At 70.4% G+C, this 14,574-nt stretch carries 8 protein-coding genes; 1 reads left to right on the top strand and 7 read right to left on the bottom strand.

Annotation, left to right across the window (positions count from 1 at the left end):
- Positions 1-16 precede the first annotated feature (16 nt).
- The 7 genes from LY13_RS10275 to LY13_RS10245 all read right to left on the bottom strand — a co-directional run bounded on the left by LY13_RS10275 (position 17) and on the right by LY13_RS10245 (position 13,637).
- The gene (locus LY13_RS10275) at positions 17-652 is read right to left on the bottom strand and encodes a DUF8010 domain-containing protein (protein WP_253828107.1); all 636 of its coding nucleotides are present in this window, start codon (positions 650-652) and stop codon (positions 17-19) included.
- Positions 645-1,082 carry an acyl-CoA thioesterase gene (locus LY13_RS10270; RefSeq protein ID WP_253828106.1) on the bottom strand — a complete coding sequence of 146 codons (438 nt, stop codon included), beginning with the start codon at positions 1,080-1,082 and terminating at the stop codon, positions 645-647. The genes LY13_RS10275 and LY13_RS10270 overlap by 8 nt, the downstream gene beginning before the upstream one ends.
- On the bottom strand, positions 1,079-6,019 hold the full coding sequence (locus tag LY13_RS10265; protein WP_253828105.1) for an NAD-glutamate dehydrogenase: 4,941 nt from the start codon (positions 6,017-6,019) through the stop codon (positions 1,079-1,081). Before LY13_RS10265 ends, LY13_RS10270 begins: the two co-directional genes overlap by 4 nt.
- A 98-nt stretch (positions 6,020-6,117) precedes the next feature.
- Positions 6,118-8,973 (bottom strand): hypothetical protein, encoded by a 2,856-nt coding sequence (locus tag LY13_RS10260; RefSeq protein ID WP_443678906.1) that lies wholly within the window; start codon positions 8,971-8,973, stop codon positions 6,118-6,120.
- A 299-nt stretch (positions 8,974-9,272) separates the two neighbouring features.
- Positions 9,273-10,949 (bottom strand): energy-dependent translational throttle protein EttA, encoded by a 1,677-nt coding sequence (gene ettA / locus LY13_RS10255; RefSeq protein ID WP_253828103.1) that lies wholly within the window; start codon positions 10,947-10,949, stop codon positions 9,273-9,275.
- A gap of 129 nt (positions 10,950-11,078) precedes the next feature.
- Positions 11,079-11,519, bottom strand: a complete 441-nt coding sequence (gene ssb / locus LY13_RS10250) for a single-stranded DNA-binding protein (RefSeq protein ID WP_253828102.1) — start codon at positions 11,517-11,519, stop codon at positions 11,079-11,081.
- Positions 11,520-11,675: 156 nt separating this feature from the next.
- The gene (locus tag LY13_RS10245; RefSeq protein ID WP_253828242.1) at positions 11,676-13,637 is read right to left on the bottom strand and encodes a bifunctional copper resistance protein CopD/cytochrome c oxidase assembly protein; all 1,962 of its coding nucleotides are present in this window, start codon (positions 13,635-13,637) and stop codon (positions 11,676-11,678) included.
- Positions 13,638-13,962: 325 nt separating this feature from the next.
- On the opposite strand from LY13_RS10245, the gene LY13_RS10240 reads away from it, so the two are divergent.
- On the top strand, positions 13,963-14,439 hold the full coding sequence (locus LY13_RS10240; protein ID WP_253828101.1) for a peptidase inhibitor family I36 protein: 477 nt from the start codon (positions 13,963-13,965) through the stop codon (positions 14,437-14,439).
- Positions 14,440-14,574: the final 135 nt, after the last annotated feature.

Genomic DNA, 14,574 nt, shown 5'->3' with positions numbered 1-14,574 from the left:
CGGCCGGCGAGCGCGTTCAGAACAGCAGCGGCAACAGGGCGTGCCTGCGGCGGACGACCGCGCCGTAGCGGCCGTCGAGCCGCAGCCACGCGTCGGTGGCCGTCACGCGCACGACGTCACCGGAGACCGACGAGTCGACGAATCCCATGCCGGACATCGCGAACAGGCACCGCATCGGCACCTCGAGTTCGGTGTCGTCGCCGGACACGGTGAGCACGGTCTGATCCATCAACGACGCGGGCGGGGTTCCCTGCGGGCCGACGTTCTCCCTGGCGAGCGCGACTCCGCGGTCGGCCAGCTCGGCGACGACGGCCGCGGGCAACGTGTCGACCTGCCGCCACCCCTTGCCCGCGGGCAGCTCGGACCGCCACAGCAGGTCCCGGGACGGCCCCGGGTCCATCCGTTCCCCGGGTGCGACGGTCAGCGCCGCGAGCAGTTCCGATCCGGAGACGGTCACGTCGCCCGGCTCGATCTCGCCCTCCACCGCCCGCGTGACGAGCACCTCGAACGGGGTGCTCGCCCAGGCCTCGAGCACCCCGGGAGCGCGCATGCGCAGCCGCACGGCCGCCTGCGCGTCGAGCCGCACCGCCCTGGCGATGAACGCACCCAGCGACTCACGGTCGGCGGGATCGGGGATTCGCAACTCAGGCACCGTCGGCCTCCGGGATGTGTTCCGTCAGGAAGTCGCGTTCCTGCGGGGCGAGCCTGCGCGGCCGGGCCGCGCCGACGTCGTAGGGCGCCAGCAAGGTCCACGCCGTCACCGCAACGGGATCGGATTCGGACGGTCCGTTGTGGACACGGTACGCCAGGGTGAACGATGCCTGCCGCAGCCGCGTCATCGTGATGCCGACGCGCAGCTGTTTTCCGTCGACGATCACCGGCTCCTTGTAGTCGACACCGAGCTTGACCACGACCGTGCCCTTGGCGAACTCGCCCAGGCCTCGCGCGGTCGCGTCGTCGAACAACAACGGCACCCGCGCCTCCTCGAGGAGCGTCACCATGCGCGCATGGTTCACGTGGCCGAAGGCGTCCATGTCGGACCAGCGCGGCCGCACATGTGTCACGTATTCCACGGCGCTCATCCGACGGTGCTCCGGATCTGCCGTGCGGCGACCGACAGCGTCGCGAGATCGATCCGCCCGGACCGCGAGATCTCGTCGAGCGTGACCCGCGACCGCGCCAGCCGGGAGGCGTTGGCCTCCTCCCACTTGGCGATCTTGTCGTCGACCGAGTCGCCGGGATCGCTGTGCCGCAGCGCATCCAGGGTGATCGCGCGCAGGGAGCCGTACAGGTCGTCGCGCAGGGCGAGCCTGGCCAGCGCGTGCCAACGGTTGTCGCGCTCGAGCTGGTTCACCGACGCCAGCATGTGGTCGAAACCCAGGTGGTCCGACAGGGCGAGGTACAGCTCGGCGACGTCCACGGGCGTGCCGTCCCCGTCCGGCTCGGCGAGCTCGGCGACCTCCGTGATGTCCAGCAGGGCGTAGCCGAGCAGCAGCTCACTCACGCGCTCGGCGAGCTCGGTGGGCACGCCTGCCGCGGTCAACCTGCCGACCTCGGCGCGGACCTGCTCGGCTTCGCGGCCGCGCACGAGCTTGCCCAGCTCACCCGTCAGTGCACGCACCGGCTCCCCGAACCGGTTGATCTCGGCCCCGACGGCCAGCGGCTGCGGCCGGTTCGTCAGGAACCAGCGCGACGCCCGGTCGAGCAGCCTGCGGGTCTCCAGGGTCATCTCGTCGGCGATCTCGGTCGCCACGACGTTGTCGAGCTCGGCGATCGCGTGCCACACCTCGGGCAGGCCGTAGACGTTCGTGACCACCGAGTAGGCCCGCACCGCGTCGGTCGCCGTCGCGTTGAGCTCCTCGGCCAGGCGGAACGCGTACGTCAGCCCCGCGCCGTCGACGACCTCGTTGACCAGCCAGGTCGTCGTGATCTGCCGCAGCAGCGGATGCTTGGCCACCGAGGCGCCGAACCGGTTGCGCAGCGCCGACGGGAAGTACTCGGCGGCGCGGCGGCTGAACACCTCGGCGTCGGGCAGCTCGCTGGCGAGGATCTCGTCCTTCAGATCCAGCTTGACGTGCGCCAGCACCGTGGCCAGTTCCGGCGAGGTCAGCCCCTCCTCGGCCTGTTCGAGCTCGCTGAACCCGGCGTCGGTGGGCAACGCCTCCAGGTCGCGGTCCAGCGCTCCCTTCGCTTCGAGCGCGCCCACGAGCCTGCGGTGCACCGACACCATCGCGTCGGTGTGATGGCGGGCGACGCCGAGCACTCCGTTCTGCGTGTAGTTGTCCCGGAGCACGAGTTCGCCGACCTCGTCGGTCATGACCTCGAGCAGTTCGTTGCGCTCGGAGACGTCCAGTTCCCCCGTCTCGACGAGCTTGTCGAGCAGGATCTTGATGTTGACCTCGTGGTCGGAGCAGTCGACGCCCGCCGAGTTGTCGAGCGCGTCGGTGTTGACCTTGCCGCCGGCACGGGCGAACTCGATCCGCCCACGCTGGGTCAGCCCGAGGTTGCCGCCCTCACCGATGACCTTGGCGCGCACCTGCGAGCCGTTGACGCGGACGGCGTCATTGGCCTTGTCACCCGCGTCGGCGTGCCGTTCCTCGGACGCCTTCACGTACGTGCCGATACCGCCGTTCCACAGCAGGTCGACCGGTGCCTGCAGGATCGCGTGAACCAGCTCGGCGGGCGACATGCTCTCGACGCCGGGCTGCAGCCCGAGCCCCTGAGCCACCTGCGGCGTGATCGGAACGGTCTTCGCACTGCGCGGGTAGATCCCTCCGCCCTCGCTGATGAGTGACCGGTCGTAGTCGTCCCAGGTCGACCGCGGCAGGTCGAACAACCGCCTGCGCTCGGCGAACGCGCTCGCCGCGTCGGGGTTCGGGTCGAGGAAGACGTGCAGGTGGTTGAACGCGGCCACGAGGCGGATGTGTTCGGACAGCAGCATGCCGTTGCCGAACACGTCGCCGCCCATGTCGCCGATGCCGACGACCGTGAAGTCCTGGCTCTGCGTGTCCACGTCGAGTTCGCGGAAGTGCCGCTTGACGCTCTCCCACGCACCCTTCGCCGTGATGCCCATGGCCTTGTGGTCATAACCGACGGACCCGCCGGAGGCGAAGGCGTCTCCCAGCCAGAAGCCGTAGCTCTTCGCGACCTCGTTGGCGATGTCGGAGAACGTCGCCGTGCCCTTGTCCGCCGCGACGACGAGGTAGTTGTCGTCGCCGTCGTACCGGACGACGTCACGCGCGGGCACCGTCTCGCCGTCGACGAGGTTGTCGGTGAGGTCCAGCAGGCCGGAGATGAACATGCGGTAGCAGGCGACCCCCTCCGAGTGGTGTGCCTCCCGGTCGAGGCCCGGATCGCCCGTCGCGACCGGCGGCCGCTTGACGACGAACCCGCCCTTCGCGCCGACCGGCACGATGACCGCGTTCTTGACCGCCTGCGCCTTGACCAGGCCCAGCACCTCGGTACGGAAGTCCTCTCGCCGGTCCGACCAGCGCAACCCGCCCCGGGCCACCGAACCGAAGCGCAGGTGGACACCTTCGACCCGCGGCGAGCAGACGAAGATCTCGTACTCCGGGCGCGGTTCGGGCAGGTCGGGAACCTGCTGCGGGTCGAGCTTGAACGCGAGGTACGGACGCGGGTTGCCGTCGGCGTCGGTGACGCGGTAGTTCGTGCGCAGCGTCGCCACGATCACCGACAACAGCCTGCGCAGGATCCGGTCCTGGTCGAGGCTCGTGACCTCGTCGATCATCGCGTTGATCTCGTCGACCTGGTCGCCGGCCCGGTCCTCGCGGTGCGCGTCGTCCGGGCCGAACCGGGTTTCGAACAGCCGCACCAGCGCCGTGGCGATGTCGGTGTGCGCCAGCACCGTCGTCTCGATGTAGTCCTGCGAGTACGGCGAACCCGCCTGCCGCAGATACCGGGCGTACGCGCGCAGCACCGCGACCTGGCGCCAGTCGAGCCCGGCACGCAGCACGAGGGCGTTGAACCCGTCGACCTCGGCGTCGCCGCGCCATTCGGCCGCGAACGCGTCCTGGAACCGCACCTGCAGGTCGTCCTCGGACTCGACCGCCGCGAGCACGTCCGGGTCGATGCGCAGGCCGAAGTCGTAGATCCACAGCCGCGCGCCGTCCTCGCGCGAGAGTTCGTACGGCCGCTCGTCGACCACCTCGACACCCATGCGCTGCAACAACGGCAGCATCGTCGACAGGGTCACCCCGTCGCCCTGGGTGTAGAGCTTGAACCGGCGCTCACCCGGCGCCGCGTCCGGCGGCAGGTAGAACGACATCCGCACGTCGCCGCGCCCGTCGAGCGACTCCAGCATGCGAAGGTCGCGCAACGCCGACTCGGCGTCGAAGTCCTCCTTGTACGCCTCCGGGAACACCGTGGCGTAGCGCTGCGCCTGCTCGGTCGCCGACTCCTCGCCCGCGAACGTCACGGCCTTGCCGTCGCCCGCGCGTTCCCGCCGTTCGGCGAGGATCGCCTCGACCATCAGGTCGTCCCAGCTGCGCATGGCCTCGGAGAGCCGCTCCTGGATGCGCAGCGTGTCGGGCTCGACGGTCGCGGCCGGGTCGGTGTGGACGGTGAAGTGCACCTGCGCGAGCTGCGTCTCCCCCAGCCGTGTCGCGTACTCCAGGTGGGTGCCCTCGAGCTCGTCGAGCAGCACCTGCTGCATCGCCAGCCGCGAGCGGGTCGTGTACCGGTCACGCGGCAGGAACACCAGGCACGAGTAGAACCGGCCGTACGTGTCACGCCGGAGGAACAACCGCAGCCTGCGCCGGTCGGCCAACGTGATCGCACCCGTGGCCGTGGCGTACAGCGAGTCCGGGTCCGCCGAGAACAGGTCCGCGCGCGGCCAGTTCTGCAGCACCTCGAGCATCCGCTGACCGGAGTAGGACTGCATCGGGAACCCGGCGCGGTGGATGACCTCGCGGACACGGCGTTCGACGACCGGGATGTCGAGCACGTCCTCGTGCAGAGCCGTCGTGGTGAACATGCCGAGGAACCGGTGCTCACCGGTGACGTTGCCGTCGGCGTCGAACGTCTTGACACCCACGTAGTACGGGTAGATCGGACGGTGCACTGTGGACGGTGCGCCCGCCTGCGTGAGCACGAGCAGTTCCGGTTTCAGCACCTGTGCCGTCGAATCCGGCCCCGCGGTGAGGTTGCGTGCGGCGAGGCTGTCCTGCCTCAGCACCCCGAGGCCGGACGCCAGCACGGCGCGCAGCGCGGGTTCGCCGCGGTCGTCGATCACCTCGTAGTGCCGGTAGCCGAGGAACGTCAGGTGGCCGTCCGCCAGCCAGCGCAGCAGCTGCGCACCGTCACGCACCTCCTGTTCGGGCAGCGGCGGAGGTGTGTTGTCGAGTTCGCCGGCGAGCGACAACGCGGCCGCGGCCATGCGATCGGTGTCCTCGACGACTTCGCGCACGTCCTCGAGCACCGCCAGCAGCCGGTGCTCACAGTCGCGCGCTCGGTCCACGTCCGTGATCGAGTCGATCTCGAGGTACATCCACGACTCGACCGTCGCGCCCGCGGGCGGCCGCTCGACGTCACCGCCCGGGTGGAGCTGCTGCAGGTCGCCGGACATGTCGCGCTCGACCAGCATGATCGGGTGGACGATGCGCTGGACCTGCACGCCGCCGCGCGCCAGCTCGGCCACGACCGAGTCGACCAGGTAGGGCATGTCGTCGGTGACGACCTGGATGACGGTCGATTCGCTGGACCAGCCGTCCTCCGCGGTCGTCGGGTTGAACAGCCGGAGCGCCGGCCTGCCCGGTACCCGGTTGCGCGCCAGCTCCAGGTGCGACCGCACGGCGCCGACGAGATCGCCGGGGCTCTCACCGATGATCTCCTCGGCGGGGATCAGGCGGTAGTAGTGACCGATGAGATCGGCGATGTCAGGGGCCTGCGCCGCCGCGCTGGCAACGAGGTCGTCCCGGAGTTGTTCCGGGCTACGCCGGCTGGGCGTGGGGCCTTCCCGGCCCGCGTCCTGCGGACGGGCCTGGACACCGGTCGAGCTCATGTCGGGCAACGCAACTCTCCAACTCTGGCGATGACAGCGCGGACGTGCCGTTCGGTCGTCGCCACTGTATCGGGACGCTGCCCTACGGGTCGCCGGTCTTATCGATCGTGGCGTCCACCGCGGGTGTGGGTGTGCGCGCTGCCGTTGCGGCGGCTGCCGTTCACGCCCGCGCCGCTGCCGACGGTGTGGCCCTCCCGACCGTCCCCACTCGGTGTCGACGCGAGGGCGGCACCGGAGGCGACCTGGTGTTCCGCGAGCGCGCGGGCGAGCAGTTCCGCCAGCCCGGCGTCCTCCGGCGGATCGTCGAGCGGGAGTTCGTGCCGCGGCAGGTCGGACACACCGCCCGCGGGCTGCGCGTCGGCAGGCGGGGCGTCCGCGGGTTCGGTTCCCGGGGAATCCGCGGCGTGCGCGGACTCTGCGACGCCCGCCTCCCCGATCGCGGGACGCGGTGTGGCGGGTTCGGACACCGTCGGTTCCGGCGACGCGGGCTCCGGGTCGGCCGGTGCCGACTCCTCCGTGCGGGTGTGGCCACCGCCGACCGGGTCGCCGTCGGCGGTGAACCCGTCGACGGGCAGCAACGGCGGGGGCAGCTTCACTCTCGGCAGCCAGGGATCGGCCACGGATTCGCCGTCCGATACGCCCGAGTCGTCACCGGGCCCGCCGCTGTCGGAACCGGCGGCGGCGACGTCGGTCGCCGACGGGTCCGGGGTGGCGTCGGTGATGGCGGGCAGGATCGCCGTCGCGTCGTTGTGCGGCGCGGACGCCGCGGCCGCCAGGATCGGTTCGACACTCGCCCCGGCGGTCCCCGAATCGAGCACGTCGGACGACGCGGGCTCGGTCGGCGACGGTTCCGGCGCCGGTGATGCCCCGGAGGACGTAGTTTGCGCCGACTGCGGTGCCGATTCGCCGCCGTCCCCGACGTCGGCCGTATCGGCGCCGGAGGCGTGCCGCCGGCCACCGCTGCGCGACGGGGAGATGCCCAGACGGTCGAGCACGGAGCGGGCGGTGACGGAGCCGTGTTCCACGTCGTGGCGTCGGCGCTTCCGCGGAGCGGACTGTTCGGAGGCTGCGTTGTCGTCGCGTCCGGATGAGTTCTCGTCCGCAGGTGCGGCCGCCGCCTCCGCAACGGATCCGGACCCGGCGTGTTCGGCGACGGCGGGCTCGGAGACCAGGTGTGGGGACACGGTGGGACCGGATGCAGTGGGTTCGGATGCAGTGGGTTCGGATGCAGCCGATCCCGACTCCGTGGGTTCGGACGCGGTGGGTTCGGACGCGGTGGGTTCCGGGACGGCAGGCGCCCTGGTACCGGGTTCCCTGATACCGGCTTCCGTGGCGGCGTGTCCCGCAGCGTCGGAGGTGCCGGCGGTCGCGGTGTCGTCTGCCTCCCCCCGAGCACTCGCCTGCGCCGCCGCGGACCGCGTGCCTGCCTGGTCGTCGAACCGCGGGATCGCGGGCATGACCATCGTCGACTCGGCCGCGGCTTCGGCCGGTTCGGTCGTCGACGTGTCCGTCGCGGCGCGTCCCTGCCCATCCGCGCGCGCACGGTCGGTATCGGCTCCCGAAGCCGCAGGACCCGGCGCGGTCGCTCCGTTTCGCATGGCCCCGTGGCCGTTGACCGGTGGATGGCCGTTCACGACGGCGGTTCCGTGAGCACTGCCGTTGACCCCGGCCGGGTCTGCTCCCGCCGCGCTGCGGCCGGAGGCTCCGTTGACCGGCGCGAAGTCGACCGGCGCAGAATCGGCCGGTGCTCCGTTGACCGGTGCTCCGTTGACCGGTGCTCCGTTGACCGGTGCTCCGTTGACCGGCGCAGCGTCGGCAGACGCGGACCGCTCACCGCCTGCCGACGGCGCGCCCGCATGGCGCGCGGCGCCGTTGACTGCGGTCGTCTCCGCGGCGGCCTGAGCGTTCTGCTGTGGGCGTGCCGAGGTCACGATCTCCGCCAGATCGACCGGCGCCTGTTCGCCGGAGCCGAACTCACCGTGCAGCACGGCGCTCGCCTGACTGCGTGCGCGCGCGTATCGCTGTTCGGCGGCACGTGCGTTGTGCAGGCACGTCACGGCCTCGGAGGGGTTTCCGATGCGTTCTTCGACGTTGGCCAGTTCGAGCCAGAGGCGCGACACCACCGCGTCGAGGTCGTGGCGTACGACGCTGTACAGCGCGTCGCGCAGCATGGTGGCGGCGGATTCGGCGGCACCGTTGGTCAGCAGGACCCGGGTGGCCAGCGCGGTGCGCAGCCATGCCGTCGGGGCGACGGCGGCGGCCCGTTCGGGCTCGTCGAACAGCGGCTGCGCGGCTTCCAGTGCGGGTTCGCCGTCGCCACGGTCCAGTAGTGAGCACACCAGTTCGAGGACGAGCCGGACCCGGGCGACGCCGCCGTCGCGCGAGGGGTCCGTCATGCGGTCGAGAAAGCCGATGCCGGTCCTGGCGGCGTCGGCGGCACCCATCGTGTCGCCGTGCCGTCTGCGGTGCGCGGACACGCTGAGGCGGATCATGCCGCGCGCCATGAGCTTGTCGTCGTCGTGGAGCGTGGCGTCCCCGGCCACGAGCCGGTCGCCCTCGAGGAGCACCCGGTCGAGCTCGGCCTTGCGTCCCAACGTGCCGAGACAGCCGACGAGGTGGCACAGCGCGGTCGCGCGGCGCACGGTCGACAGGCCGCTGACGGTGAGCACGGGGCGCAGGATCGCCAGTCCGGTGAGCGGAGCGCCGACGCTGCGCGCGCACACCGCCAGGTCGGTGCGGACCTGCGCGGCGATCACCGGCAGCTCGGCGTCCTCCGCGGCCCGTAACGCGGCCACCGCGCGGCCGACGGTCGATGCCCGGTGGCCGAGCAGGACGTGCGCGTGGACGACGGTGGCCTCGGCGCGGACCCACAGCGCGTTGGCGCCCGCAGCCTCGGCCAGGCTTGCGGCCCGCTCCCCGAGGATCGCGGCGAGTTCCGGCGCACGCCATTCCATCGTGTCGGCACGGTCCAGGAGCTGTTCCACCGCGGACAGGTCGCCGACACCCGAGGTGAGGTCGTCTCGGTGCACACCACGAGGAACCGCAGTGTCGCGGCCGTTGACCGCGTGCGTGCCGGCCGACTCAGTGGCAACCACGGGGACTCCGCTCTGTGAGGCCTTCCATTCCTGCAGACGGGCGTGCCGACGAGCCGGCGGTCCCGGGCCGAGCACCCGTGCGCGGGTGACGCGACCCGGCCGCCGACTCGTGAGAGACCGACCCTATCCAACGTTGCAGCGGTCCCTGGTCGGGGTGATCAGTCCCGGGTGAGCTTGCGGTGGGTCACCCGGTGCGGGCGCGCCGCATCCGGCCCCATGCGCTCGATCTTGTTCTTCTCGTAGCCCTCGAAGTTGCCCTCGAACCAGAACCACTTCGCCGGGTTCTCCTCGTCGCCTTCCCACGCCAGGATGTGGGTTGCGATGCGGTCGAGGAACCACCGGTCGTGGGAGATGACCACGGCGCAGCCCGGGAACTGTTCGAGCGCGTTCTCCAGCGACCCGAGGGTCTCGACGTCCAGGTCGTTGGTCGGCTCGTCCAGCAGGAGCAGGTTGCCGCCCTGCTTGAGGGTCAACGCCAGGTTGAGGCGGTTGCGCTCACCACCGGAGAGCACGCCCGCCTTCTTCTGCTGGTCGGGGCCCTTGAATCCGAACGCGCTCACGTAGGCGCGCGACGGCATTTCGACCTGGCCGACGTTGATGTGGTCGAGCCCGTCGGAGACGACCTCGAACACGGACTTGTTCGGGTCGATGCCGGCCCGCGTCTGGTCCACGTAGGCCAGCTTCACGGTGTCACCGATCTTGACGTTGCCCTCGTCCGGCTCCTCGAGCCCGACGATCGTCTTGAACAGGGTCGTCTTACCGACACCGTTGGGCCCGATGACGCCGACGATGCCGTTGCGCGGCAGCATGAACGACAGGTCGTCGATCAGCAGGCGGTCGTCGAAGCCCTTTTTGAGGTGCTCGACCTCGACCACCGTGTTGCCCAGCCGCGGGCCCGGCGGAATCTGGATCTCCTCGAAGTCGAGCTTCTTGCTCTTCTCCGCCTCCTCGGCCATCTGCTCGTAGCGCTCGAGACGCGAGCGGGACTTGGTCTGCCGCGCCTTGGCGTTGGAGCGCACCCATTCCAGCTCGGACTTGAGCCGCTTGGCGAGCTTGGCGTCCTTCTTGCCCTGCACCTCGAGACGCTCCCGCTTCTTCTCGAGGTACGTCGAGTAGTTGCCCTCGTAGCCTTCGACGCTGCCGCGGTCGAGCTCCATGATCCACTCGGCGACGTTGTCCAGGAAGTACCTGTCGTGCGTCACCGCGAGGACGGCGCCGGGGTAGTTCGCGAGGAACTGCTCGAGCCACAGCACACTCTCGGCGTCCAGGTGGTTGGTGGGCTCGTCGAGCAGCAGCAGGTCGGGCTTGGACAGCAGCAGCTTGCACAGCGCGACACGGCGCCGCTCACCACCGGACAGGTGTTCCACCGGCTCGTCGCCGGGCGGGCAGCGGAGCGCGTCCATGGCCTGTTCGAGCTGCGAGTCGAGCTCCCACGCGTCGGCGTGGTCGAGGTCCTCCTGCAGTTTCCCCATCTCGGCCATGAGCTCGTCGGTGTAGTCGGTCGCGAGCTGTTCGGCGATCTCGTTGAACCGATCGAGCTTGATCTTGATCTCGCCGAGGCCCTCCTCGACGTTGCCGCGCACCGTCTTCTCCTCGTTCAGCGGCGGCTCCTGCTGGAGGATGCCGACACTGGCGCCGGGCTGGATGAACGCCTCGCCGTTGCTGGGCTGGTCGAGTCCCGCCATGATCTTCAGGACCGTCGACTTGCCCGCACCGTTCGGGCCCACGACGCCGATCTTCGCGCCCGGGAAGAACGCGGTGCTGACATCGTCGAGAATCACCTTGTCCCCGACGGTCTTGCGCACCTTCTTCATGGTGTAGATGAACTCGGCCATACCGCGATCGTAGAGCCGAGCCGCGAACCGCCTGACGGCGCCTCGCCTTGTGGCGGGCGACGCGTCGCCCGCGGCGAGCCGAAGCGTGGTTGACGGTCCGCGGCCCGACACTCCGCCGCGGCGGCGCGGTCACGCCGCCGAGGCGGCCGCGACCACCGGCTCCGCCGTGTCCCCGGCGCTGTGACCGGCCTCGGGAGTGTTCCTGCCGCGGGAATGCCGCCGGACACTGCTGGTGCACCACGACAGGTTCGGCCCCACGGCCTGCGCGTCGAGCTCGGTGACCGTGCGTGATTGTCCGTCCGTGACGAACTCGGTCGTGTACAACCGACCGCTCACGACGACGGGATCGCCCTTGCCGAGCGAGTCCCGCACGTTCTCGGCGAGCCGCCGCCAGCACGACACCCGCACGGCGAGGGACCGGCCGTTGCACCACTCCCCCGACTCCTTGTCGTACCGCCGTTCGTTGCTGCGCAGCCAGAATCCGGCCACCGATCCGCTGTGGGTGTCCTTCACGACCACGTCGCTGGAGATGTTGCCCACCACGGTCACCGTGGTCTCACCGATCGCCATTGCCGTTCCTTTCTCGCGGGATGTTTCGGTGAGTTCCACCGTGCCCTGCGAGAGCGGACCACAGCGCCGACGCGGCGAATCTGTGGACAGCCGGTGGCGCTGTGGACGAACGGCGCCGAGAAGACGGCATCACGCGGACATTGTCGGTGGGTCGTGCTATTCGCGCCGATTCCCGGCCGCGAGCTCCTTGAGCATGGCGTTGTAGGCGGCGAGGTCCTGGTCGCCGGTGGCGTCCTCGCGCCGGTCACGGCGGCGCGCCTCGCGGTCGTCGGCTCTGGCCCACTGCACGAGCAGGGCGACCATCACGACCACCACGGGAATCTCGCCCGTCGCCCACGCGATGCCACCGCCGGTCCGCTGGTCCAGGAGCAGGTCTTCCACCCACGGCAGGCCGAGTCCCCGGTAGAACGGTGCACCGATCACGGTCTGCATGTTCATCAGGGTCACGCCGAAGAACGCGTGGAACGGCATCGACGCGAACACCATGCCGAGTTTGGCCAGGTGCGGCAGCTTGCGCGGCGACGGATCGATTCCGATCACCGGCCAGTAGAAGACGTAGCCCGCCAGCAGGAAGTGGGCCTTCATCGCCAGGTGCGCCCAGTGGTAGTTCAGCGCCGCGTCGAACATTCCCGAGTAGTAGAGGCCGTAGAACGACCCCACGAACAGCAGCGTCGCGACCACCGGGTTGGTGAGCGCGCGGGTCACGGGCGAATGGACCAGGGCCAGCAGCCACTCCCGCGGCCCCGGAGGAGCGTTCCTGCCCGCGGTCGGCAGCGCCCGCAGCGCGAGCGTGACCGGCCCGCCGAGGACGAGCAGCACCGGCACGCCCATCGACAGGAACATGTGGCTGACCATGTGCATGCTGAACATCGACGGCGAATAGCGCCCGATCCCGGACGACGTCGCCACGAGCAGCATGGCGCAGCCGAGCACCCACGCCCACGTGCGGCCGACGGGCCACGGGTCGCCGCGCCGCCGCAGCCGCAGTACGCCCGCCAGGTAAAGGCCCGCGAGGACGATCGCCGCGGTGCCGTAGACGAGGTCGAAACGCCAGGCGGTGAGCAGCGTCCAGAACGTCGGTGCGCCGGAGAGCTCGTAGCCGAGCAGGAGCTCCACGGTGGAGGGTTGCGCGGCGATCTCCGCGGGAGGTGGAGTCCGTGCGAGCGCGGCCGCCAGCCCGATGGTGGCGAGCATGATCAGCACTTCGACGCCCGCGAGTCGCAGCAGTTGGCCGCCGCCCGCGCCGTCCCGCAGGCCCGTGATGCTGCGGCTCCGCTGTTGCTGCCCGAACACCCCCAGCATCAGCAACAGGACCACCTTCGCCAGGACGAGCAGCCCGTAGTCGGTGGTGAGCAGGTCCCCCGGTGTGACCCGCACGAGTGCGTTGACGACCCCGGACAGGGCCATGACGATCCAGGCGACCAGCGCGATCTTCGAGAACCGGGTGGCGGCGAGTGTCAGGTGGGCCCCGCGCCTGCGCCCGTGCGCGAGCAACGCGATCAGGCCGCCGACCCACAGTGCTGCGCCGAGCAGGTGGTACAGCAGGCTGTTCGTGGCCATGTCGTGGGAGCCACCGCTGGCCGAATGCCCCGTCACCGCGACCGGTACGAGGCCGAAGACCGACACGAAGAACAGCACCGTCGTCCAGCCCCAGGTGAGAACCAGCCGGCAGCCGACGACCAGCAGCAGCGCGATACCCGAGGTGATGAGCCAGGCCTTCGGCTGTTCGATGGCGCCGACGAAGTTGATCAGGACGTCGGGGTCGAGCAGCTCGGTGACCGGACGGCCCGCACCGTCGGCGGCCACGAAGAACACCGAGGTCAGGGCGAGGACGAACCAGGCCCATGCGGCGCGGCCGGCCGTGCGGACGGCGGCGTAGCCGTCGACGGCAAGCGTGCCGGACCGCTGTGGCGGCACGAGGAATGCGGCGAGCAGCAACGAGCCGATGCAGACCGCCGAGGCGAGGTCGGCGGCGACCCGCACGACGGTGATGCCGTAGGTGGTGAGCGGCCCGGGGTCGGAGATGCCGGCGACCGCGCCGAGCCCGCCCGTCAAGGCGACCAGTCCGACGGCGACGACGATGCCGAGGAGTGCACCGACGGTCAGCAGGGGTGCGATTCCCGCCCCGCGTGAGGTGCGGACGCCGGGCTCTGGGTCGACTTCGGTGGACACGCCTACGAGGGTAGGCCGACCGCCTGCGCCGGGGTCCGCCGGTCGGAACGTGACCCCGGGCACGCTGCGATAGCAGCGACCGCCGCCCACCACAAGGCGTTCTCCGAAAACTGTGGACAACCGCCGAACGTGAGTAGGTACCCGTAACTCGAACGAGTCGTTCTGGGCGAGTTGTCCACAGAATCCCGTTTTCGTGCTGACATTCCGCTCGACGTTCGCCATGGTTACCCCAGACCCGATCACGACGATTCACACATGGGGGAGAAAACCGATGACCCGACGCCACGTCACCTTCCGCACGGCCCTGCCGGCCGTCCTGCTCAGCACCGTCGCCACCGTTGCCGGTCTCGCGGCGCCGGCCGCTGCGGGAACTCCGGACGGAGCTTCGCCGCACCGCACGTCCTCGTCCGCAGCGTCGACCGCGACTGCGGGCCCGGGTTCCGACGAGCCGCCGCAGCCCCAGCATCCGGAGTTCGCCTGCAACTCGGGAGAGTTCTGTGCCTGGCAGGAGGAGTTCTACGGCGGGAAGCTCCAGCGCTTCGACCTTCGTAACACGCACACGGAACAATGCGTCGCGCTCGACAATGCGATGGAGGCACATGCGTTCGCCACCAGAATGGAACGGCACGTGACGGTCTATCAGGACCGGGAATGTGCGACCCATGCGGATTTCAGCACCTACCCGGGGCCGGGAACGTTCGTTCCGCAGGCGCCGTACGTCGTGCGGGCCATCCAGATCTGGGAGTGACGCCTCCGCCGATTCCGGACCCGGCCGGTCCGCGCGAGCGTCACGGATGGGGAACCCGTGATGCCGCGAAGACCGGTCAGGACGCGGTCACGACGCCCCGACCGTGACCGCGCCGCCGTGGGGGTGCCGTACACA

The organism is Prauserella aidingensis (assembly GCF_024171865.1).
Taxonomy (GTDB): domain Bacteria; phylum Actinomycetota; class Actinomycetes; order Mycobacteriales; family Pseudonocardiaceae; genus Prauserella; species Prauserella aidingensis.
This window is presented reverse-complemented; position numbering and strand designations above follow the sequence as displayed.

Coding starts and splice junctions, on each gene's coding strand:
- LY13_RS10270 (WP_253828106.1), bottom strand. CDS start 1,082: ATGAGCGCCGTGGAATACGTGACACATGTGCGGCCGCGCTGGTCCGAC.
- LY13_RS10265 (WP_253828105.1), bottom strand. CDS start 6,019: ATGAGCTCGACCGGTGTCCAGGCCCGTCCGCAGGACGCGGGCCGGGAA.
- LY13_RS10260 (WP_443678906.1), bottom strand. CDS start 8,973: ATGGAATGGCGTGCGCCGGAACTCGCCGCGATCCTCGGGGAGCGGGCC.
- ettA (WP_253828103.1), bottom strand. CDS start 10,949: ATGGCCGAGTTCATCTACACCATGAAGAAGGTGCGCAAGACCGTCGGG.
- ssb (WP_253828102.1), bottom strand. CDS start 11,519: ATGGCGATCGGTGAGACCACGGTGACCGTGGTGGGCAACATCTCCAGC.
- LY13_RS10240 (WP_253828101.1), top strand. CDS start 13,963: ATGACCCGACGCCACGTCACCTTCCGCACGGCCCTGCCGGCCGTCCTG.